Genomic DNA, 19,368 nt, shown 5'->3' with positions numbered 1-19,368 from the left:
CGTGCCGCTACGGTCCTTGGTCGTCTTCGGGGAGGAGGTGGCGTTCGGGGTGGTGGTAGCCGTTGACGCGGTGTTGGCCGGTGTCGAGGTCGGGTGGGGGTACCCATTCGATCTGGCCTCGGCGGTTTTTGCGGGTGTCCCAGTCGGTGTGCTCGATCATCCGGTTCTCGGGGCCGCAGGCCAGGGTGAGGTCGTTGACGTCGGTGGCGCCGCCGTTCTTCCAGTCGGTGACGTGATGGACCTGGGTCCAGTAGCCGGGCACGGTGCAGCCCGGCCGTGTGCAGCCCCGATCGCGGGCATGCAGCACGATCCGCTGCGCCGGGGAGGCGATTCGCTTGGTGTGGCCCAGATACAAGGCTTGGCTGGTGTGCTGGTCGAACACCGCCAGATAGTGGAACGCGTGCGAGGCCATCCGGATCAGATCGCCCATCGGCAGCAAGCTGCCGCCGCCGGTGACCGCCACCCCCGCACCCTTTTCCAACTCCTGCAAGGTCGTCGACACGATGACGGTGACGGGTAATCCGTTGTGCTGGCCCAGCTCACCCGAGATCAGCGCTATCCGGCCGACGGCCAGCCAGGCGTCGTGGCGGCGCTGCGCCGGGCTGCGGGTGTCGGCGCGGCGTTGAGTGTCGTCGGGGTGGCTGTCCACACATGGTGTCTCGTCGTCGGGGTTGCACATTCCCGGCGCGGCGAGTTTGGCCTCGACGGCTTCGTAGACGGCCCGAAATTCCGGGGTGATCCAGCCGGAGAGCTTGCTCATCCCGTCGGCTTGCTGCTCGCCTAACGTGACGCCTCGTTTGCGGGCGCGTTCGGCGTCGGTGGGTGCGGGGCCGTCCTGATCGATCATGGTGGCCAGCCGGTTCGCGGCCTTCTTCAAGTCCTCGGGGGCCAACCCGGCGCCCAGGGTGGCGAGTTGGCGGTCGGCGGAGGCGCGGGTGTCCACATCGACCCACGAAGGGAGCTTGTCGTGGAACGTGGCGATCACTTTGACGTGTTCGGCGTCCAGCGCACCACGGGCTTGGGCGGCAGCGGTGGCCTCCCACAGCGGCGCCAGCGGCTCCCCGGTCATCGACTGCCGTGGACCCAGCGCCGCGGCGTGAGCCAATCGTCGTTTGGCTTCGGTCTCCGAGACCCGCAGCGCGGTGGTGAGCACCTTCTTCCACGACGCCTCGCCGAGCCGGCGCGGCTCGGTCTCCGTCACCAGCTTCGCGAGCACGCGATGTTCCAGGGCGGGCACGGCGCGCAGCACGGTCGTCAGCTCCGTCAGCAGCTCGACGAGCTCGCGGTGGGACAGGGTGTCGCAGGTGTCGTGCAGCATCGCGATCTGCGACCGGATCGCCTCCACCGCGCTCGCGACTTCACCCATGCATCGAACACTAGTTCGAACCACTGACAACTCCACCGCCAAAAGTGACAGCAGAAACGGAAGTGGCAAAAGAGATTTGGAAGCTCACTCAACACTGAAAGGCGGATCTCGACCGGGCGGCTCGACGGTCTGCGGAGGCCGCGCGAGTGGCGATCGCCAAACCGAGCCGACGCGGCGCTGGTTTAGGCTCAGCGCATGCGAGTCGGAGTGCTGGGAGCCAAGGGCAAGGTCGGCGCCACCATGGTCGCGGCGGTCGAGGCCGCCGACGACCTGGAGTTCACCACCGGCGTGGACGCCGGCGATTCGCTGTCGGCCCTCACCGACAGCGGCACCGAGGTCGTCATCGACTTCACCCACCCCAGCGTCGTCATGGACAACCTGAAGTTCCTGATCGACAACGGCATTCACGCCGTCGTCGGCACCACCGGCTTCACCGACGAGCGGCTCGACCAGGTTAGGGAATGGCTCGCCGCCAAGCCGGACGTCTCCGTGCTGATCGCCCCCAACTTCGCGATCGGCGCGGTGCTGTCGATGCATTTCGCCCAGCAGGCCGCAAAGCACTTCGAGTCCGTCGAGGTCATCGAACTGCACCATCCGCACAAGGCCGATGCGCCGTCGGGGACGGCTGCGCGCACCGCCAAGCTCATCGCCGAAGCGCGAAAAGGCATGCCACCCAATCCGGATGCCACCAGCACCGGACTCGAGGGGGCGCGCGGCGCCGATGTCGACGGCATCCCGGTGCACTCGGTCCGGCTCGCCGGCCTCGTCGCCCACCAGGAAGTCCTCTTCGGCACTCAGGGCGAGACGCTCACCATCCGGCACGACAGCATCGACCGCACGTCGTTCGTCCCGGGTGTGCTGCTGGCCGTGCGCAAGATCCGCGACTTCCCGGGCCTCACTGTGGGTCTCGAACCGCTGCTCGACCTGACATGAGCGAAGGGTCCCGCGCGCTGCGCACCCAGCTGCTGATCGGCTTCATGTGCGTCGCGCTCGTGGTCTACTTCGTGCTGCTCGGCAGGGCGGCGATCATCCTCATCCGGTCCGGCGAGGCGGCCGCCATCGGACTCGGCGCGGCGATCCTGATCCTGCCCGTCGTCGGCGCCTGGGCGATGATCGCCACGTTGCGTGCCGGTCTGGCGCATCAGCGGCTGGCGCGGCTCGCGCGCGAGCAGGGCATGGAACTCGACGTCAGCGACCTGCCGCGGAGGCCCTCCGGTCGGATCAGCCGCGACGCCGCCGACGCGCTGTTCGCCACGGTCCGGGAGGAAGTGGAGGCCGACCCCGACGACTGGCGGCGCTGGTACCGGTTGGCCCGCGCCTACGACTACGCCGGGGATCGCAGCCGCGCCCGGGAGACCATGAAGAAAGCCGTGCAGATGCAGGAGGCGACACGATGAGCAGGACGCTGCTCATCGTCCACCACACCCCGTCGCCGCACTGTCACGAGATGCTCGACGCGGTCATCGCCGGCGCGACCGACCCGGAGATCGTGGGTGTCGACGTGCTGCGGCGACCGGCGCTGACCGTCTCGCCGGTGGAGATGCTGCAAGCCGACGGCTACCTGCTGGGCAGCCCTGCGAACCTCGGTTACATCTCCGGCGCGCTCAAGCACGCGTTCGACCAGAGCTACTACCAGCTGCTCGATTCCACTCGCGGACGGCCGTTCGGATTCTGGCTGCACGGCAACGAGGGCACCGAGGGGGCCGAGCGGGCGGTCGACGGGATCACCGCCGGGTTGGGGTGGGAGCGCGCCGCAGAGACGGTCATCGTGTCCGGCAAGCCGACGAAGGCCGACCTGGAGGCATGCTGGAACCTTGGCGCGACGGTCGCAGCGAAGCTGATGGGCGAGTGACCGAGACGGCCGACGAGGCCAAGCTGTATACGGTCGGCGATGTCGTCCGGCGCCGCTGCGTTGTGCTCGAGAAGCGGACGACTGCGTCACCTCCTTCAGGGCAGCACATCCCTCTCGAGGCAGGTGCCAAAAGGCGGTATTCACGGCGACGATGAGGCGTAGCGTCGCTGTCGACGGGGAGGATGAGGATGCCTGCGACTGATGATGACTGGACCAAGCCAGCGGCGATGGCGATCCCGAAAGAGGGATATTTCGAAGAAGAGCAGGGACGGTACGGGCCGATCTTCCCGCGCACTCCCGCGTGTCACGGATTCTCGATCATCGCAAAGGTCAAAGAGGGTCGCGAGGACGTGGTCCGCGCGTATGGGAAGACCATCGAGGAGACCATCGCAGCCAGTCCGGAGGCCCTGGCGCCGTTGAAGTTGCACTACCTGCGCTGGAATCTGTTCGATGTCGGTTCCGGCTTGCACTTCCAATACATGGGCATCTTCGACACCGACTTCGACAAGTACACAGAGGACGCGGTGCAACTGTTCAGCGCAACCGGCATCACCACCATCTTCACCCAACTCGAAGGGTTCCCGGAGGATTGGAAGGAGAACCCTGACGCATTCATCAAGTTCGTTCGCGACCACCAGGTACCCAGCTTCCTCGAATACGGCGAATATCCGTATGTGACCGCCGACGAAATCAAGAAGGCACTGCGGCTGAAGGCGGCCTTCTCGGAAATGCTCGACCAGATGCAGTGACCGGTACCCGTGCTTGAATTCGACGACATCCAGCACATCCTGCTGACGCGCACACCCGCCATCACGGGACGCTATGAGTTCCTGACCTTCGACACCGCCGACGGCGGACGGGCGTGGCTCTCCGCGCTGCTGGACAAGACGCAATCCGCCACGGACGCGACTGCCACGATGGACGAGTCCGACCGCTGGGTAACTCTCGCGTTCACGTGGAATGGCCTGCGCGCGCTCGGCGTGCCCGACGAGTCGCTGCAGACCTTCCCAGGGGAGTTCCGCACAGGGATGGCTGCCCGTGCGGACATTCTCGGGGACACCGGCGCCAGCGCACCGCGGCACTGGGTCGGCGGCCTGGCCGGCGACGACCTGCACGCGATCGCGATCTTGTTCTCGCGCACCGATGAGCAGTGCCGGCGGTCCATCGACGAGCACGACAAGTTGCTGGCCCGCACCGATGGCGTGCGCAGCCTGTCGTTCCTCGACCTGAACGCAACACCGCCGTTCAACTACGCCCACGACCACTTCGGGTTCCGGGACCGCTTGTCGCAGCCGGTGATGAAGGGCTCTGGAGAAGAGCCGACACCGGGCTCCGGCGCCGCGCTTGAACCGGGTGAGTTCATTCTCGGTTACCCGGACGAGAACGGGCCGGTGACCAATCTGCCTGAGCCGCAAGTGCTGTCGCGTAACGGCAGCTACATGGCGTACCGCCGCCTGCAGGAACACGTCGGAGCGTTCCGTGACTATCTACTGGACAACGCGGAGACGCCGGAGGAGCAGGAGCTGTTGGCCGCGAAGTTCATGGGGCGGTGGCGCAGCGGCGCGCCCCTCGTGCTGGCGCCAGACAAGGATGATCCTGAGCTCGGCGCAGACCCGATGCGCAACAATGACTTCAACTACAAAGAGATGGATCCGTTCGGATATGCGTGTCCACTCGGCTCACACGCGCGTCGGTTGAATCCCCGGGACACCGCGCACTACATGAACCGTCGGCGCATGATCCGCCGCGGCGCGACGTATGGACCGGCGCTGCCGGAGGGGGAACCGGACGACGGGGTGGAGCGCGGCATCGCCGCGTTCATCATCTGCGCCGACCTCGTGCGGCAGTTCGAGTTCGCCCAGAACGTGTGGATCAACGACAAGAGGTTTCACGAATTGGGCAACGAGCACGACCCCATCACCGGGACCCAGGACGGGACGCTGGACTTCACCGTGCCGAAGCGGCCGATCCGCAAGGTTCACAAGGGAATTCCGGCGTTCACCACGTTGACCGGTGGAGCGTATTTCTTCCTGCCGGGGTTGAACGCCATGCGTTATCTGGTCTCACTCGGCAACTGAAGGATCGACCATGAGCACAGTGCCTCTGCCACCACGGACCTATAACCAGAACCACGTCCCGCGCGCCCACGCCGGTGGCCGCCGTATCAGCATCTACTGGACGTGGAGCTATCCCTGGGAGGCACAACGGGATCCGGCGCTCATCGAGAACCGCTTCTCCACCATGACCGAGGTGCGAAATGTTCTGTGGCCGGCCTATGAGACCGAGGAGTACAACGCCGCCAACTTCCTCCAGGGCGTTGCGGGCACGCTGGAGCTGTTCCACCGGTCCGCCGTGGCTTTCCAGGAACTCGCCGGTGAGGCGACAGGGCACCCGGTCGCCGTCTACCAGCGCATCGATCAGGCCGGCTACAAGCTACCGATCGACGAACGAATTCTGGCCGACACCGACACGCTGATGGTGTTCGGGCTCGACCATCTGATCGGCGAACAGGAAGCCGGACCGGAGGAGATCGCGGCGATCGCCGAGTGGCTGAAACGTGAGGGCACCTGTCTGCTGCTGGCCCCCCATCATGACGTCGGTTTCACCGACGACTACGAGCAGCGCCAGGTCGAGTACCTGCACCACGGCGACCGGCTCGTGCCGCGGCAGCAACGGTTCAGCCAGTACACCCGATCGCTGATGCGGGCGCTCGACGTGCCAGTGCACAACATCTGGGGGTTGCGGCCCGCCGTCGTGGAGGGCACCAAGGACATCGCGCCGCTGACAGCGATCCGAGATCTGGACAACGCCCGGCTTCTCGACAACGTCACCACGTTCAACTTTCACCCGCACCTACCGCACTACGAACTCACCGCCCCGGAAAGCGACACACTGAGGGTCCTCGGGAAACAGCGCGTCGACCCCAACCGGCCACATCCGTTCACCGCCGAAGGCAACAGCGAATTCAACGCGCTGATCTGGATGCCACCGAACGGTCAACGCGCGGGCGACATCGTGCTGATCGACTCGACCCACTTCACGACCCTCTTCGGGGGAACAGACAGTCTCAGGAATTTGTGGCACAACCTGGCCACCATGAAATAGCACGGTCTCGGCGTACCACCCGATAGAGGTTGTGCGATGACCTTGGGTGTACTCGAGCCCGCTTGCTTGCCAGAAAAGGTAAGTCACCCATAAAGCGGCCTGGCGAGGCGCGGGACGTGCGCAGCCGAGTGGTCGCGGCCGCTGGATTCCGAGACGGTCCGCCACGCTCATGTGATGCGGCCGTTCGTCAGCGCGCCCACCGGCGGGGCGGCACACTTGCTGCGACGCTGACGTACTGACACAAGGAGCCTCATGCCCGGTATCGCCGACATCGCCCTCGCCGGAGCTCCGATCGCCGGCGGCGCACTCCTCGGAATGGCCGCGGGGAATTTCAAGGGGCCCGACGTCCAAGGCCTGATCGTCAAAGACATGGACCTACTGGCACGCATCCCCGAAGACCAGGTTCAGCGGCGCGCCGAACTGCAGCGCATCATCGACATGCGCGTCGATGACCTGATCGCCGCCGTGCACAAGAACCGCCAACTGCGCCAGCTCGCCGCGTCCTACGAGGGCAACTGGCGCGACATCGTCGTCTTCGTGTGCGCCGTCTTGTTCACCCTCGTGTGGTGGAACGTCGACCATGGCCGGACGAACTGGCTGGTGATGTTCATCGTGCTGATCGTGCTGTCGATCCTGTCCGGCGTGTACGCGGCGCGCGGCATCCTGCGGGGCGTGCGGACCTTCCTGCACTCACGTCACCGCGCCGCGCACGGTCAGTAGTGGTAGGTGTCCGACGGTGCAGGGATGTGCACCGGGTCGTCGACGTCGTCGAAGTGCGACGGTTCGATGCCGTACGACCGGGCCAGGTCGAGGATCTTGTTGGCCCGCGCAATCCGCGGCAGATCCGAGCCGTTGCGGATCTCGCCCCCGTCCCGCTCGAATTCGACGAGGAACTCCTTTGCCCAGCTGATCTCCTCGACCGACGGTGACAGACCTTCGTTGACCGTCGGACACTGGTCCGGTGTCAGGCAGATCTTGCCGCTCATACCGAATTCGGCGGAGACCGCCGTCGCCTCGCTGAGCCGTAGCGCGCTCGACCCGACGGTCGGACCGTCGATCGCGCCGGGCAGGTGGGCAGCCTTCGCCGCGATGGTGAACCGCGACCGCGCATAGGCCAGCGTGGTCGGATTGTCGCCGAAACCGGTGTCGCGGCGGAAGTCGCCGATGCCGAACGCCAGCCGGAAAGTGCCCTTCGCCGAGGCGATCTCGGTGATGCGTTCCAGTCCCCGCGCCGTCTCCACCAGCGCGACGATCGGCACGTTCGGCAGCCGTTTGGCGGTCTCGGTGACGTGGTCGACCGACTCCACCATCGCGAGCATCACGCCGCCGACCGACGTGCCGGCCAGCATCTCGAGGTCGCCGGCCCACCATTCGGTGCCGAAACCGTTGACCCGCACCCAGTCGTCGTGGCCCTCGGCGAGCCAGCGCGTGACGTTCTCCCGGGCCGCGGCCTTGTCCTTCGGGGCGACCGCGTCTTCGATGTCGAGCACGATGATGTCGGCCCGGGATTCGACCGCCGGACCGAACCGCTCGTAGGAAGCGCCGTTGACGAGCAGCCAACTGCGCGCGAGCACCGGGTCGATCCGCGTCCCGTGCTCGCTGGCGGCCGATTCGCTGAAGGTCTGGTCATACACGCTGCTCAGCCTAGGTGAGCGTCGAAGAACGACCGCATGGCCTCCCAGTGTCGCCGCGCCGCGGGTTCGTCGTAGGGACCGTTGTCCGGCACCGCGAAGCCGTGGAAGGCGTCATAGAACTCGACGGTGTGCTCGACACCGGCAGCGGTGAGCGCCTTGTCGAGCGTCTCGCCGTCGGCGACGGTGAAGGAGCGGTCGTTCTTGGCCGCGGCGAGGTAGACGGCGGCGGAGATCTGATCGGCCATCAGGTGGGGGCTCGACGAATCGTCGGTGACCAGGCCGCCGCCGTGAAACGACATCGCCGCCGCCACCCGATCGGGCAGCCGGCCCGCGACCACGAGCGACGTCCGCCCACCCATGCAATACCCCGTGGTACCGAACGAGGATCCGCTGACCTCCGGGCGGGCTGCCAGGTAGTCGAAGAAGGCCTGCGCATCGGTGGCCATGATCTCCGGGGTCACCTTGGCGATCATCCCGAACAGCCGAGTGCGTTCGGCCGTGTCCTCGAAGACCGTGGCCATGGAGAACGGCGCCCAGTCTCCGTCGCGGTAGTAGACGTCGGGCACCAGCACCGCGTACCCGTACTCGGCCAGCTTGTCGGCCATCGCGCGGAACGTCGGCCGGGCCCCACCGGCGTCGGGATACATGACGATGCCGGGCCACGGCCCGGCGCCGTCGGGGGTGTGCAGGCTGACCGGGCAGGAGCCGTCAGCGGTGGTGACAGTGTCGGTGATCCTCGGCATGGGTTCCGTTCTACTCCGGGTCGCCCCACGTAAGCTGGGCGCGTGCCGATCCCCACGCCCTACGAGGACCTCCTGCGCCTGGTGCTCGAGCACGGAACCGCCAAATCCGACCGCACCGGCACCGGCACGCGCAGCCTTTTCGGGCACCAGATGCGCTACGACCTGCGCGCCGGGTTCCCCTTGATCACCACCAAGAAGGTGCACACCAAGTCGATCGTCTACGAGTGGCGGTCGTCGTCACGAGACATGGGCTCAGCGATCTCGAGATGCTCCAGCGTGGCCGACGCCGTCGGCCAACGTCAGCGGTGAGATCCCGCAGATGGCGCTGCCGCCATGTCATGCGTTCTTCCAGTTCTACGTCGCCGAGGGCCGGCTGAGCTGCCAGCTCTACCAGCGCAGCGCCGACCTGTTCCTCGGCGTCCCGTTCAACATCGCCAGCTACGCGCTGCTGACCCACATGATGGCCGCACAGGCCGGGCTGGCCGTGGGGGAGTTCATCTGGACCGGAGGGGACTGTCACATCTACGACAACCACGTCGAGCAGGTCGCCGAGCAACTCTCCCGCGAACCCCGGCCCTACCCGGAACTCGTTCTGGCCGATCGTGATTCGATCTTCGACTACACCTACGAGGACGTCATCGTCAAGAACTACGACCCGCACCCGGCGATCAAAGCCCCGGTCGCGGTATGACCTTGAGCCTCATCTGGGCGCAGTCCTCCTCCGGCGTCATCGGTCGCGCCAACGGCATTCCCTGGCGGCTGCCCGAGGACATGGCGCGGTTCAAGGACCTCACCATGGGCCACACCGTGATCATGGGGCGCCGGACGTGGGACTCGCTGCCTGCGAAGTTCCGGCCGTTGCCGGGCCGGGAGAATGTCGTACTCACCCGGCATGCCGACTACACGGCGCAGGGAGCGCAGACGGTGACCCGACTCGAGGACGCACCGCTCGACGGCGCGTGGGTGATCGGCGGGTCGGAAATCTACGGGCTGGCGTTGCCGCTGGCGACACGGTGCGAGGTCACCGAGATCGACATCGACCTGCGCAGGGAGGACGACGATGCGTTGGCGCCCGTCCTCGACGAGCGCTGGGTCGGCGTCGCAGAGGACTGGCAGGACAGCGCGTCGGGGCTGCGCTACCGGTTCTCGAGCTACGTGCGCAACAGCGCGTAAGGCTGGGTGGAATGCGCAGCGACGTCGAGGTGTTGGGCGGTAAGACGACCGGTCGCATTCCGCGGTTGGCGCGACCGAAGGAGATCTGATGAAACTTCTCGACGAGGTGCTGGGCGCCTACGGCGGGCTGGCCCGCTGGCAGCAGGTCGACACCATCGCGATTCACCAGATCGTCGGCGGTGTGCTGTGGTCGCTCAAGAACGTGGACGGCATCCTCGAGGACTCGACGGTCGAGATCCGGGTGCAGGAACAGCGCACGTGGCACCGGCCGCTGCCCGAGCGCGGACTGCGGTCGATGTACACGCCCGGCCGGGTGCTCATCGAACACGACGACGACGCGCACGCGGTGGTGCAGGCCCTGCCCGATCCCCGCGCGTCGTTCGCCGGACACACGCTGGTGACTCCGTGGTCCCCGTTGCAGCTGGCGTACTTCGCCGGGTACGCGATGTGGACCTACCTGTCCGAACCGTATTCGCTGACCTTCCCCGGTGTGCAGACCGAGGAACTCGGCGACTGGGACGAGGACGGGCAGACGTGGCGCAGGCTGGGCGTGCGCTACCCCGACAGCATCGCCACGCACAGCGCCGACCAGGTGCTCTACGTCGACAGCGACGGCTTGTTGCGGCGACGCGACTACCAGGTCGACATCGCGGGCGGGTCACCCGCGGCGCATTACATGGACGAGCATCGCGAGTTCGACGGCATCGTGCTGCCGCTCAAGCGTGTCGTGCATCCCCGTGACGAGAACGGCGGGAAAGTGCCCGAACCGATCACGGTGTCGATCGACATCGACGACGTGACGATCCGCTGAGGACGACGGTGCCGAAACCCAGTCTGCGGGACGCGCTGCTGGACGCCGGATTCGATCTGCTGCACGCCGGCGGATACGCCGCCACGGGCGTGGCGGCCATCGCGGCAGCCGCCGAGGCGCCGAAAGGGTCGTTCTACAACCACTTCCCGAGCAAGGAAGCGCTCGCCATCGAGGCGCTGAACCGGTACGCCGCGAGCCGACGGCTCGACATGCTCGCCGAACCGGGGGTGGCGCCGCTGCAGCGCATCCGCAACCACATCGATCACCTGCACGCAGACCTCGCCGCGTACGGCTATCGGCGTGGCTGCATGTTCGGCAACTTCGCGGCCGAGTCGCCGTCGGCCGCACCCGAGGTCACCGCGGCGGCCTCCGCCGCCCTTGCGCGGTGGTGCGCGCTGCTCGCCGGGGCCATCCGCGACGGGCAGCAGGCCGGCGAGATCGTCTCCGGACTCGACGCCGGGGCAGCGGCGCAGTTGATCGTGGACGCGTGGGAAGGCGCTGCGCTGCGCGCGAAGGCAGACGGCGACGGCACACCGATCGACAACGTCACCGCGATGATCTTCGACCGCATTCTGTCGGTGCGGTAGGCGACGATGTGTCGATGGTTTCGCTGAGCCGCATCACCGGCGCCCAGGCGCGGCGGGTGGCCGTGGCCGCCCAGGGGCTCACCGAGGCCAAGCCGGCAGGCCCCGTCACCCGTGCCCACCTCAAGCGGCTGATCGCCCGGATCCAGGTGTTGCAACTCGATTCGGTGTCGGTGTCGGTCCGCGCCCACTACGCGCCGGTGTTCAGCCGGCTCGGCCCCTACGACCGCGACCTCCTCGACCGGGCGGCGTGGAGCCATTCGGCGCGTTCACCCCGGCTGCTCGTCGAATACTGGGCCCACGAGGCGGCCCTGATGGCCGTCGACGACTGGCCGCTGATGCGTTGGCGGATGGGGGAGTACTCGCACGGCCGGTGGGGCACCGAGATCGTCAAGCGCAACGCCAAGCTCGCCGAGGACATCGTTGCGGCCGTCGCCGAACTCGGACCGGCCACCGCGGGGCAGATCGAGGCCCATCTGGAATCCGAACCGCGGGGGCGCAAAGGCCCGTGGTGGGACCGCAGCGACACCAAATGGGTGGCCGAGGCGCTGTGGTCGTCCGGGGTGTTGACCACCGCCACGCGCATCGGTTTCGCGCGCCACTACGACCTCACCGAACGGGTGCTGCCCCCCGAGGTGGTGGCGCGGCACGTGGACGAGACTCAGGCCGTCCGCGAACTCACGCTGCGGGCCGCCACGGCGCTGGGCGTGGCCACCGAGGCCGACCTGCGGGACTACTTCCGGCTCGGCGCCCGGCAGGTCAAGCCGGCGATCGCCGAGTTGGTGGCCGACGGCGAGATCGAGCCGGTGCAGGTGGACGGCTGGGCCGCGACGGCCTACCTGCGCGCGGGCCAGACCGTGCCGCGCCGCGACCGGGGCACCGCGCTGCTGTGCCCGTTCGACCCCTTGATCTTCTTCCGGCCCCGCGTGGAGCGGCTCTTCGGCTTCCACTACCGCATCGAGATCTACACGCCGGCGCCGAAGCGGCAGTTCGGCTACTACGTGTGGCCGTTCCTGATGGACGGCCGGCTGGTCGGTCGGGTGGACCTCAAGGCCGACCGGGCCGCCGCTGCCCTCCAGGTGGTGGGCGCCTTCAGCGAACCCGGCGAGGACCCGCGTCAGATCGCCGAACCGCTGGTCGGCGAGCTGACGTCGATGGCCGGCTGGCTGGGGCTCGGCGACGTGACAGTCGGCGAGCGCGGCGACCTCACCTCGAGCGTGCGGGACGCCCTCGGGTGATCCGGCACCCCGTGGTGCCGGCAGGAGCGCGGGCGGGCACAATTCACCTGGCGGCGTGAACAAACAGTGACCGGGACGAACACGACGGGACCCTGCATGTCCGGGTGGTGGCGACAAGCTGGCCGATTCGACTCGTTCAGCACGTACCTGCGCGACCGCGGCCTCGAAAGAAGCTGGCGTTACGCGATATTCGCGTTCACCTGGGTACTGGCCGGGCTGCCCGTGGTGCTGCTCGCCAGCCCGGCCGGCCCGGCCACCCCGGTGACCAGGGCAGTCGCGGTCGCGGCCGGCATCTGCGCGATTGCGGTGTCGACGGTGTGGTTGCTCGGGTGGCCGACCCGCGTCCAGTCCCGCATTTTCAACGTTGTCTGCTGCGGCTGCATCGCCGCAGGCGCATTGTCGATGTCCTATGCCTATGCGGGCCTGATGGGCTGCGTGGTGTTCGCGGTGCTGGGCGGTTATCTCGCGTACTTCCACACCCTGGTCGACGTGCTGGCGAACCTCGGCGTCGCCGCCGTGTGTGCGGTGATCACCGCCTGGCGCCTGATCGCCGATACCGGTGACGTCGCGGTGACCGTCGCTGCCGTGGTCACGGTGGCCACACTCAACATCGGAGTGCCGTTCGGCATCTACTCGCTGGTGCATTCACTCCACGCCGATCTGGCCGAATCCGGTCGCGACCCGCTAACCGGTCTCCTCAACCGCCGCTCGTTCTACCACGCCGCGAACGAGATGATCGCCGGACAGCGGACCGGCACCGGCGTGAACGTCACGATGATCGACCTGGACGACTTCAAGGGTCTCAACGATTCACGCGGTCACGCGGTCGGCGACCAGGCACTCGCCGAGGTCGGCGAACTGCTGAGGGCAACCTGCAGTCCGACAGCGGTTCTGGGCCGTCTCGGAGGTGAGGAGTTCGTCATCGCGGACGCCGAAGCGGCGGCCGACCACTCGGCGACCACCGACGCCATCTGCCAGGGTGTTGCCCGGCTGCCGTTCGGGATCACCGCCAGCCTCGGCACGTGCACTGCGGCGATCGAGGACGAGGTGGCCGCTCGCCCGGAGTTCCTCGATCAACTCATCGACATCGCCGACGCCGCGATGTACCGGGCCAAACGGGCCGGCGGCGACCGGGTCGAGCACCGCCGCCTGGAAGCCCCTCACCGGCCTCGAGGATGATCAGCGCGTCTGTGCGGGGATTGCCGCGTGATCCGGCGACGGCCCTGCGCTCACGCCGCGTGCCCGGTTGACGATGTAGACACCTCCGCCGATCACCAGCCACACGATGCCGCCGATCTTGGCCAGGGAGTCGGCGTCGAACAGCACGTAGGCGATGATCACGAAGCCCAGCGCGGGCACGACCAGGTGCAGCAGGTAATTCTTGGACTTCTTCCGCCCCAGGTAGTACCACGCCACGGAGACGTGCAGCAGGCAGAACGCGAACAGCGCACCGAAATTCACCAGCGACGAGATCAGGCCGATCTGCCCGATGAAGAACAGCACCAGCACGATCGACAACGCGCTGACGGTCAGGATGGCGCGATGGGGACCGATCGCCCGGGCTCACGCCGCGATCGACTTCGAGCTCATCTCCGCGGCCCTGCGCCGGGCCGGGGTGCTGACCGACTGACGCCGCCGCGGCCGACGCCCGCGCCGTGCGCGCTAGGCTTCGCCGGTGGCCGAGATCGCGCCGCTGCGCGTGCAGCTGATCGCCAAGACGGAGTTCACCGCGCCGCAGGACGTGCCGTGGAGCACTGACGCCGACGGCGGCCCCGCCCTGCTGGAGTTCGCCGGCCGCGCCTGCTACCAGAGCTGGTCCAAGCCCAACCCGCGGACCGCCACCAATGCCGCCTACCTGCGGCACATCATCGACGTCGGACACTTCTCGGTACTCGAGCACGCATCGGTGTCGTTCTACGTCACCGGAATCTCCCGGTCCTGCACGCACGAGCTGATCCGGCACCGGCACTTCTCGTACTCGCAGCTGTCGCAGCGCTTCGTGCCCGAGCACGACGCTCAGGTCGTCGCTCCACCTGGAGTCGAGGACGACCCCGAGCTGACGCGGATCTTCACCGATGCGGCCGACGCCAGTCGCGCGGCGTACGCCGAGTTGCTCACCCGCCTCGAGGAGAGGTTCGCCGACGCGCCCAACGCGACGCTGCGGCGCAAGCAGGCCCGGCAGGCCGCGCGGGCGGTGCTGCCCAACGCCACCGAGACCCGCATCGTCGTCACCGGGAACTACCGGGCGTGGCGGCACTTCATCGCGATGCGGGCCAGCGAACACGCCGACGTCGAGATCCGGCGGCTGGCCATCGAGTGTCTGCGTCAGCTCGTCGGGGTGGCGCCCCAGGTGTTCTCCGACTTCGAGATCACCGTGCTGTCCGACGGCAGCGAGGTCGCGACCAGCCCGCTGGCCACGGAGGCGTGAGGCGACCGGGTAATCTTGTTGCCCGTGAGCACCAGTGCCTTCGACGTCACCGCCCGCCTGGGCACCTTGTTGACGGCCATGGTCACTCCGTTCAAGCCGGACGGCTCCCTGGACACCGACACCGCTGCGCGGCTGGCCACCCACCTCGTCGACGCGGGCTGCGACGGCCTGGTGCTGTCCGGCACCACCGGTGAATCGCCAACCACCACCGACGACGAGAAGATCGCGCTGTTGCGCGCAGTCCTCGAGGCAGTGGGGGACCGCGCCCGCGTCATCGCAGGCGCCGGCACCTACGACACCGCCCACAGCATCCACCTCGCCAAGGCCGCGGCCGCCGAGGGCGCGCACGGTCTGCTCGTGGTGACCCCGTACTACTCCCGTCCGCCGCAGGCCGGGCTGCTGGCACACTTCACCGCCGTCGCCGATGCGACGGATCTTCCGGTGATCCTCTACGACATCCCGCCCCGGTCGGTGGTTCCGATCGAGTGGGACACCATACGCACCCTGGCGAAGCACCCCAACATCGTCGCGATCAAGGACGCCAAGGGCGATCTCCCCGGCGGCGGCCAGATCATCGCCGAGACCGGCCTGGCCTACTACTCCGGCGACGATGCGCTCAACCTGCCCTGGCTGGCGATGGGCGCGATCGGTTTCATCAGCGTGTGGGGTCACGTGGCCGCGGGCCAACTGCGGGACATGTTGTCCGCGTTCGCCTCCGGTGACGTCGCGACGGCCCGCAAGATCAACGTGACGCTCGGCCCGCTCTCGGAGGCGCAGTCCCGGCTCGGCGGCGTCACGCTGTCCAAGGCGGCGTTGCGGCTGCAGGGTTTCGAGGTGGGCGACCCGCGCCTGCCGCAGGTGCCCGCCACCGACGACCAACTCGAGGCGCTGGCCGCTGATCTGCGCGCCGCCGCGGTGCTTCGGTAGCGGGACCGTCGGTGGAATCGGAACTCGTCGCCCCCGGGCCCCTGGCCCCGGGTGCCCTGCGCGTGACCGCGCTGGGCGGCATCAACGAAATCGGCCGCAACATGACCGTTTTCGAGCATCTCGGCCGGCTGTTGATCGTCGACTGCGGGGTACTGTTCCCCACCCATGACGAGCCGGGTGTCGACCTGATCCTGCCCGACCTGCGGCACATCGAGGGTCGCCTCGACGACGTGGAGGCCCTCGTCGTCACCCACGGCCACGAGGACCACATCGGCGCGATCCCGTTTCTGCTCAAACTGCGCGCCGACATTCCGGTGGTCGGTTCGAAGTTCACGCTCGCGCTGATCGCCGAGAAGTGTCGCGAACACCGGCTGTCGCCGAAGCTCGTCGAGGTCGCCGAGGGGCAGAGCTCTGCCCACGGCGTGTTCGAGTGCGAATACTTCGCGGTGAACCACTCGGTGCCCGGCTGCCTGGCCATCGGCATCCACACCGGTGCAGGCACCGTGCTGCACACCGGCGACATCAAGCTCGATCAGCTGCCGCTGGACGGTCGGCCCACCGACCTGCCGGGGATGTCGCGGCTCGGTGACAGTGGCGTGGACCTGTTCCTCTGCGATTCCACCAACGCCGAGATTCCCGGGGTCGGCCCCTCGGAGAGCGAGATCGGCCCCGCGCTGCACCGCCTGATCCGGGGTGCGCCGGGCCGGGTCATCGTGGCCTGCTTCGCCTCCAACGTCGACCGGGTCCAGCAGATCATCGACGCCGCGGTGGCCCTGGGCCGTCGGGTGTCGTTCGTCGGCCGCTCGATGGTGCGCAACATGGGCATCGCCCGCGAACTCGGGTATCTCACCGTCGCCGACGAGGACATCCTCGACATCGGCGCCGCGGAGATGATGCCGGCCGACCGCGTGGTCCTGATCACCACCGGCACTCAGGGCGAGCCGATGGCCGCGCTGTCACGCATGTCGCGCGGCGAGCACCGCAGCATCACGCTGACCGCCGGGGACCTGATCATCCTGTCCTCGTCGCTGATCCCCGGTAACGAGGAGGCGGTCTACGGCGTGATCGATGCGCTGGCCAAGATCGGCGCCCGGGTGGTCACCAATCGTCAAGCGCGCGTGCATGTTTCCGGGCACGCCTACGCGGGAGAGCTGTTGTTCCTCTACAACGGGGTGCGGCCGCGCAACGTCATGCCGGTGCACGGCACGTGGCGGATGCTGCGGGCCAACGCCGCGTTGGCTGCGAGCACCGGCGTGCCCGAGGGGAACATCGTGATCGCCGAGAACGGGGTCAGCGTCGACCTGACCGCGGGCCGTGTCGGTATTGCGGGAGCGGTACCCGTCGGCAAGATGTTCGTCGACGGACTGGTCACCGGGGACGTCGGGGACGCCACGCTCGGTGAGCGACTGATTCTGTCGTCGGGCTTCATCGCGGTGACCGTCGTGGTGCGCCGGGGGACCGGACGGGCCGCCGCTCCGGCGCACCTGCAGTCGCGGGGCTTCTCCGAGGATCCCAAGGCGCTCGAACCGATCGCGCGCCGTGTCGAGGCGGAACTGGACAGCCTGGCGTCGCAGAACATCACCGACCCCGGCCGCATCGCCCAGGCGGTTCGGCGCACGGTCGGCAAATGGGTGGGGGAGACATACCGCCGTCAGCCGATGATCGTGCCGACGGTCATCGAGATCTAGTCGCTGTTCGCGCCCGCCGGGTCGTGACTACCCCTCGGAGCCTTGGCCGGCGCGTTGCCCGTACCTCATTGATGCACAATGGGCGCTGCGCCGACAATGGCTCGGGGCAGATATTTCACGCCATTGATATGCAGTTCCGTCAACGGGTTCGGTGTCCGATTCCGCGGGGCGCATCGCTGGTGATCGCCGCAATGCCGGAGCCGGACGTGTTTCTGTGCCGGCGCTGATCAGTGTGCCCCGCGCGACCGCCGGTGCGTGGTACGCACACCGCGTTCGTGCGTCGCGCCGTATTTGCGCGGTGATGAGAGGACGCCGCCTGCAGCCGATATCCGACGCCCCGGGACGAGACGAACCAGTGGGACCCGAGTTTGCGCCGCAGATAGCGAACGTAGACATCGACGACGTTGGACTCCGGTTCCTGTGATCCCCACACCTGGCGCAGCAGGTGGCTGCGGCTCAGTACCTGGCCCGGGCTGCGCAAAGACGCCTCGGCGAGGTCGCATTCGCGCACCGACAGGTCGACCGAGTAGTCGCCGACGTGGGCCCGACGCGTACGCAGATCCAGCGTCAAACCGCCGTAGCAGAGCACCGCCGGCTCGGCGGCCGGACGGCGGCGCAGGTGCGACCGCACCGCGGCCAGCAACTCCCCGAAGCGCAACGGGGCGACCGAGGCGAACTGTTCGGTCGAGGTGTCGAGCTCGGCGACGGTCTGCCCAACCCGGCCGCATGGGGTCAGCAGCACCGCCGGCAACGTGCAGCCCTCGGCGCGCAGCCGGCGCAGCACCTCGAGTCCGCCCAGCCCGGGCAACCGGGTGTCGAGCACGACCAGGTCGAAGTTGCCCCGGCGCGCGTAGCTGTAGCCCGAGAGGCCGTCGGCCACGATGGTGGTCGAAAGTCCCTCCGCGCGAAAGCCTTTGCGGATCATCGTCGAAAGCCGGGGATCGGCTTCGGCGACCAGTATCGCGGCCATGCTGATCTCCTTGCCTCGTGCCGGCGACGATCACGGCGACGCTGACATCGACGATCGCCGATCGACGGCCGGAGGAGTTAGGGCCACAGGACGGAGCCGCCCCGGCGAAAGGCCGTCGCTGGAGGGGTCCTTCGGCGGCGATGCCCGCCGGGTCAGTGCACGAACTCGAGTCTATATCCCATGCCGCGGCGGCTGGTGAACCGATGAGCGCCCAGCTTGCGCCGCAGATACGTGACGTAAACATCGACAAGATTGGAGGTGTGCGTCTCGTCGTCGCCCCAGACGTGGCGGTGCAGCTCTTCGCGGGACAGGGTCTCGCCCGGGTGGCGCAGGAAGATCTCGGCCAGGGCACACTCTCGTGCCGAGAGGTCGACCCAGTATCCGCCGACGTGGGCCCGGCATGCCCGCACATCCAAGTGCAGCCCGCCGTGGGAGAGCACCGCCGGTTCGTCACCCGGCTGGGGAACGAGCAGCCGCTCGATCTTGGCCAGCAGGCGCTCGAAGCAGAACGGTTTGACGACGTAGTCGTCGGCCGACCCCTTCAGCCGGGCCACGCTGTCCCACAGCGCGTCACGGTCGAGCATCATCACCACCGGTACGTCGCTGCCCGCCGCGCGGAGCCGGCGCAGCACCTCGAAGCCGTCCAGCCGCGGCAGGGTGCCGTCCAACAGCACCAGATCGATGCCGCCGCGCCGCGCGAGCCGGTAGGCCGCCCATCCGTCGGTGGTGAACAGAGCCGTCACGCCTGCGCCGGACAGACCTCTGCGCACGAACGACGCGATTCGAGGCTCATCCTCGGCGACCAGGATGACGGTCATGGGTCGGGATTGCCCGGTGCACCCCCCGACA

Annotated in this window: 22 protein-coding genes and 1 pseudogene; 17 read left to right on the top strand and 6 right to left on the bottom strand. The window is 67.9% G+C overall.

Annotated elements, in window-relative coordinates; all coding sequences use genetic code 11:
• Nucleotides 1-7: 7 nt before the first annotated feature.
• On the bottom strand, nucleotides 8-1,366 hold the full coding sequence (locus G6N45_RS21510; RefSeq protein WP_163724439.1) for an HNH endonuclease signature motif containing protein: 1,359 nt from the start codon (nucleotides 1,364-1,366) through the stop codon (nucleotides 8-10).
• Nucleotides 1,367-1,561: 195 nt separating this feature from the next.
• Here G6N45_RS21510 and dapB point away from each other — a divergent pair, with 195 nt between their 5' ends.
• From dapB to G6N45_RS21475, 7 genes are all read left to right on the top strand, one after another.
• Nucleotides 1,562-2,299, top strand: a complete 738-nt coding sequence (gene dapB, locus G6N45_RS21505) for a 4-hydroxy-tetrahydrodipicolinate reductase (RefSeq protein ID WP_163724436.1) — start codon at nucleotides 1,562-1,564, stop codon at nucleotides 2,297-2,299.
• Nucleotides 2,296-2,763, top strand: a complete 468-nt coding sequence (locus tag G6N45_RS21500) for a tetratricopeptide repeat protein (RefSeq protein WP_163724433.1) — start codon at nucleotides 2,296-2,298, stop codon at nucleotides 2,761-2,763. The genes dapB and G6N45_RS21500 overlap by 4 nt, the downstream gene beginning before the upstream one ends.
• Entirely contained in the window at nucleotides 2,760-3,218 is a 459-nt protein-coding gene (locus tag G6N45_RS21495; RefSeq protein WP_163724430.1) for a flavodoxin family protein, read from the top strand. The genes G6N45_RS21500 and G6N45_RS21495 overlap by 4 nt, the downstream gene beginning before the upstream one ends.
• 188 nt (nucleotides 3,219-3,406) lie before the next feature.
• Nucleotides 3,407-3,967, top strand: a complete 561-nt coding sequence (locus G6N45_RS21490; RefSeq protein ID WP_163724426.1) for a hypothetical protein — start codon at nucleotides 3,407-3,409, stop codon at nucleotides 3,965-3,967.
• Nucleotides 3,968-3,976: 9 nt separating this feature from the next.
• Entirely contained in the window at nucleotides 3,977-5,296 is a 1,320-nt protein-coding gene (locus G6N45_RS21485; protein ID WP_163724423.1) for a Dyp-type peroxidase, read from the top strand.
• 10 nt (nucleotides 5,297-5,306) lie between these two features.
• Entirely contained in the window at nucleotides 5,307-6,323 is a 1,017-nt protein-coding gene (locus tag G6N45_RS21480) for a hypothetical protein (RefSeq protein WP_163724420.1), read from the top strand.
• Nucleotides 6,324-6,575: 252 nt separating this feature from the next.
• Nucleotides 6,576-7,043 carry a hypothetical protein gene (locus G6N45_RS21475; protein ID WP_163724417.1) on the top strand — a complete coding sequence of 156 codons (468 nt, stop codon included), beginning with the start codon at nucleotides 6,576-6,578 and terminating at the stop codon, nucleotides 7,041-7,043.
• On the opposite strand, the gene G6N45_RS21470 is transcribed toward G6N45_RS21475, so the two are convergent.
• Nucleotides 7,037-7,957 (bottom strand): HpcH/HpaI aldolase/citrate lyase family protein, encoded by a 921-nt coding sequence (locus G6N45_RS21470; protein ID WP_163724414.1) that lies wholly within the window; start codon nucleotides 7,955-7,957, stop codon nucleotides 7,037-7,039. The genes G6N45_RS21475 and G6N45_RS21470 overlap by 7 nt on opposite strands.
• A 5-nt stretch (nucleotides 7,958-7,962) precedes the next feature.
• Nucleotides 7,963-8,700: a dienelactone hydrolase family protein gene (locus tag G6N45_RS21465; RefSeq protein WP_163724411.1), complete on the bottom strand. Its 738-nt coding sequence runs from the start codon at nucleotides 8,698-8,700 to the stop codon at nucleotides 7,963-7,965.
• 42 nt (nucleotides 8,701-8,742) lie between these two features.
• Between G6N45_RS21465 and thyA the strand changes: the two are divergent.
• The 6 genes and pseudogenes from thyA to G6N45_RS21435 all read left to right on the top strand — a co-directional run bounded on the left by thyA (nucleotide 8,743) and on the right by G6N45_RS21435 (nucleotide 13,685).
• Nucleotides 8,743-9,391: pseudogene (gene thyA / locus G6N45_RS21460) on the top strand (thymidylate synthase).
• Nucleotides 9,388-9,873 (top strand): dihydrofolate reductase, encoded by a 486-nt coding sequence (locus G6N45_RS21455; protein WP_163724408.1) that lies wholly within the window; start codon nucleotides 9,388-9,390, stop codon nucleotides 9,871-9,873. Before thyA ends, G6N45_RS21455 begins: the two are co-directional and overlap by 4 nt.
• A gap of 88 nt (nucleotides 9,874-9,961) precedes the next feature.
• Nucleotides 9,962-10,684: a hypothetical protein gene (locus G6N45_RS21450; protein ID WP_163724405.1), complete on the top strand. Its 723-nt coding sequence runs from the start codon at nucleotides 9,962-9,964 to the stop codon at nucleotides 10,682-10,684.
• An 8-nt stretch (nucleotides 10,685-10,692) separates the two neighbouring features.
• Nucleotides 10,693-11,271 carry a TetR family transcriptional regulator C-terminal domain-containing protein gene (locus G6N45_RS21445; protein WP_163724401.1) on the top strand — a complete coding sequence of 193 codons (579 nt, stop codon included), beginning with the start codon at nucleotides 10,693-10,695 and terminating at the stop codon, nucleotides 11,269-11,271.
• A gap of 14 nt (nucleotides 11,272-11,285) precedes the next feature.
• Nucleotides 11,286-12,506 carry a winged helix-turn-helix domain-containing protein gene (locus G6N45_RS21440; protein WP_163724398.1) on the top strand — a complete coding sequence of 407 codons (1,221 nt, stop codon included), beginning with the start codon at nucleotides 11,286-11,288 and terminating at the stop codon, nucleotides 12,504-12,506.
• Nucleotides 12,507-12,602: 96 nt separating this feature from the next.
• Nucleotides 12,603-13,685, top strand: coding sequence for a GGDEF domain-containing protein (locus G6N45_RS21435; RefSeq protein ID WP_163724396.1), 1,083 nt, complete (start codon nucleotides 12,603-12,605; stop codon nucleotides 13,683-13,685).
• On the opposite strand, the gene G6N45_RS21430 is transcribed toward G6N45_RS21435, so the two are convergent.
• Nucleotides 13,686-14,024, bottom strand: coding sequence for an APC family permease (locus G6N45_RS21430; RefSeq protein ID WP_246228753.1), 339 nt, complete (start codon nucleotides 14,022-14,024; stop codon nucleotides 13,686-13,688). It abuts the gene before it with no gap.
• Between G6N45_RS21430 and G6N45_RS28125 the strand changes: the two genes are divergently transcribed.
• The 4 genes from G6N45_RS28125 to G6N45_RS21410 are packed head-to-tail and all read left to right on the top strand — an operon-like array spanning nucleotide 13,996 to nucleotide 17,549.
• Nucleotides 13,996-14,136, top strand: a complete 141-nt coding sequence (locus G6N45_RS28125) for a hypothetical protein (RefSeq protein ID WP_246228752.1) — start codon at nucleotides 13,996-13,998, stop codon at nucleotides 14,134-14,136. The two genes, G6N45_RS21430 and G6N45_RS28125, sit on opposite strands and share 29 nt — an antisense overlap.
• A 45-nt stretch (nucleotides 14,137-14,181) precedes the next feature.
• Nucleotides 14,182-14,934, top strand: a complete 753-nt coding sequence (gene thyX, locus G6N45_RS21420) for an FAD-dependent thymidylate synthase (RefSeq protein ID WP_163724393.1) — start codon at nucleotides 14,182-14,184, stop codon at nucleotides 14,932-14,934.
• An 18-nt stretch (nucleotides 14,935-14,952) separates the two neighbouring features.
• Entirely contained in the window at nucleotides 14,953-15,861 is a 909-nt protein-coding gene (gene dapA, locus G6N45_RS21415; protein ID WP_179965215.1) for a 4-hydroxy-tetrahydrodipicolinate synthase, read from the top strand.
• Nucleotides 15,862-15,872: 11 nt separating this feature from the next.
• Nucleotides 15,873-17,549: a ribonuclease J gene (locus tag G6N45_RS21410; protein WP_163724387.1), complete on the top strand. Its 1,677-nt coding sequence runs from the start codon at nucleotides 15,873-15,875 to the stop codon at nucleotides 17,547-17,549.
• Nucleotides 17,550-17,688: 139 nt separating this feature from the next.
• On the opposite strand, the gene G6N45_RS21405 is transcribed toward G6N45_RS21410, so the two are convergent.
• Nucleotides 17,689-18,519, bottom strand: a complete 831-nt coding sequence (locus G6N45_RS21405; RefSeq protein WP_163724384.1) for a response regulator transcription factor — start codon at nucleotides 18,517-18,519, stop codon at nucleotides 17,689-17,691.
• 152 nt (nucleotides 18,520-18,671) lie between these two features.
• On the bottom strand, nucleotides 18,672-19,337 hold the full coding sequence (locus G6N45_RS21400) for a response regulator transcription factor (protein WP_163724383.1): 666 nt from the start codon (nucleotides 19,335-19,337) through the stop codon (nucleotides 18,672-18,674).
• Between the last annotated feature and the right edge of the window lie 31 nt (nucleotides 19,338-19,368).

The sequence above is a fragment of the Mycolicibacterium psychrotolerans genome, assembly GCF_010729305.1.
GTDB lineage: Bacteria > Actinomycetota > Actinomycetes > Mycobacteriales > Mycobacteriaceae > Mycobacterium > Mycobacterium psychrotolerans.
The sequence above is the reverse complement of the archived record's forward strand: the minus strand, read 5'-3'. Positions and strand labels throughout refer to the sequence as shown.

What these genes read in the sequence shown, in the direction of transcription:
- G6N45_RS21455 (WP_163724408.1), top strand. Translation starts at nt 9,388, where the DNA reads ATGACCTTGAGCCTCATCTGGGCGCAGTCCTCCTCCGGCGTCATCGGT.
- G6N45_RS21405 (WP_163724384.1), bottom strand. Translation starts at nt 18,519, where the DNA reads ATGGCCGCGATACTGGTCGCCGAAGCCGATCCCCGGCTTTCGACGATG.
- G6N45_RS21465 (WP_163724411.1), bottom strand. Translation starts at nt 8,700, where the DNA reads ATGCCGAGGATCACCGACACTGTCACCACCGCTGACGGCTCCTGCCCG.
- dapB (WP_163724436.1), top strand. Translation starts at nt 1,562, where the DNA reads ATGCGAGTCGGAGTGCTGGGAGCCAAGGGCAAGGTCGGCGCCACCATG.
- G6N45_RS21490 (WP_163724426.1), top strand. Translation starts at nt 3,407, where the DNA reads ATGCCTGCGACTGATGATGACTGGACCAAGCCAGCGGCGATGGCGATC.
- G6N45_RS21435 (WP_163724396.1), top strand. Translation starts at nt 12,603, where the DNA reads ATGTCCGGGTGGTGGCGACAAGCTGGCCGATTCGACTCGTTCAGCACG.
- G6N45_RS28125 (WP_246228752.1), top strand. Translation starts at nt 13,996, where the DNA reads ATGAAGAACAGCACCAGCACGATCGACAACGCGCTGACGGTCAGGATG.
- G6N45_RS21480 (WP_163724420.1), top strand. Translation starts at nt 5,307, where the DNA reads ATGAGCACAGTGCCTCTGCCACCACGGACCTATAACCAGAACCACGTC.
- G6N45_RS21450 (WP_163724405.1), top strand. Translation starts at nt 9,962, where the DNA reads ATGAAACTTCTCGACGAGGTGCTGGGCGCCTACGGCGGGCTGGCCCGC.
- G6N45_RS21495 (WP_163724430.1), top strand. Translation starts at nt 2,760, where the DNA reads ATGAGCAGGACGCTGCTCATCGTCCACCACACCCCGTCGCCGCACTGT.
- G6N45_RS21510 (WP_163724439.1), bottom strand. Translation starts at nt 1,366, where the DNA reads ATGGGTGAAGTCGCGAGCGCGGTGGAGGCGATCCGGTCGCAGATCGCG.
- G6N45_RS21475 (WP_163724417.1), top strand. Translation starts at nt 6,576, where the DNA reads ATGCCCGGTATCGCCGACATCGCCCTCGCCGGAGCTCCGATCGCCGGC.
- G6N45_RS21500 (WP_163724433.1), top strand. Translation starts at nt 2,296, where the DNA reads ATGAGCGAAGGGTCCCGCGCGCTGCGCACCCAGCTGCTGATCGGCTTC.
- G6N45_RS21440 (WP_163724398.1), top strand. Translation starts at nt 11,286, where the DNA reads ATGGTTTCGCTGAGCCGCATCACCGGCGCCCAGGCGCGGCGGGTGGCC.
- G6N45_RS21400 (WP_163724383.1), bottom strand. Translation starts at nt 19,337, where the DNA reads ATGACCGTCATCCTGGTCGCCGAGGATGAGCCTCGAATCGCGTCGTTC.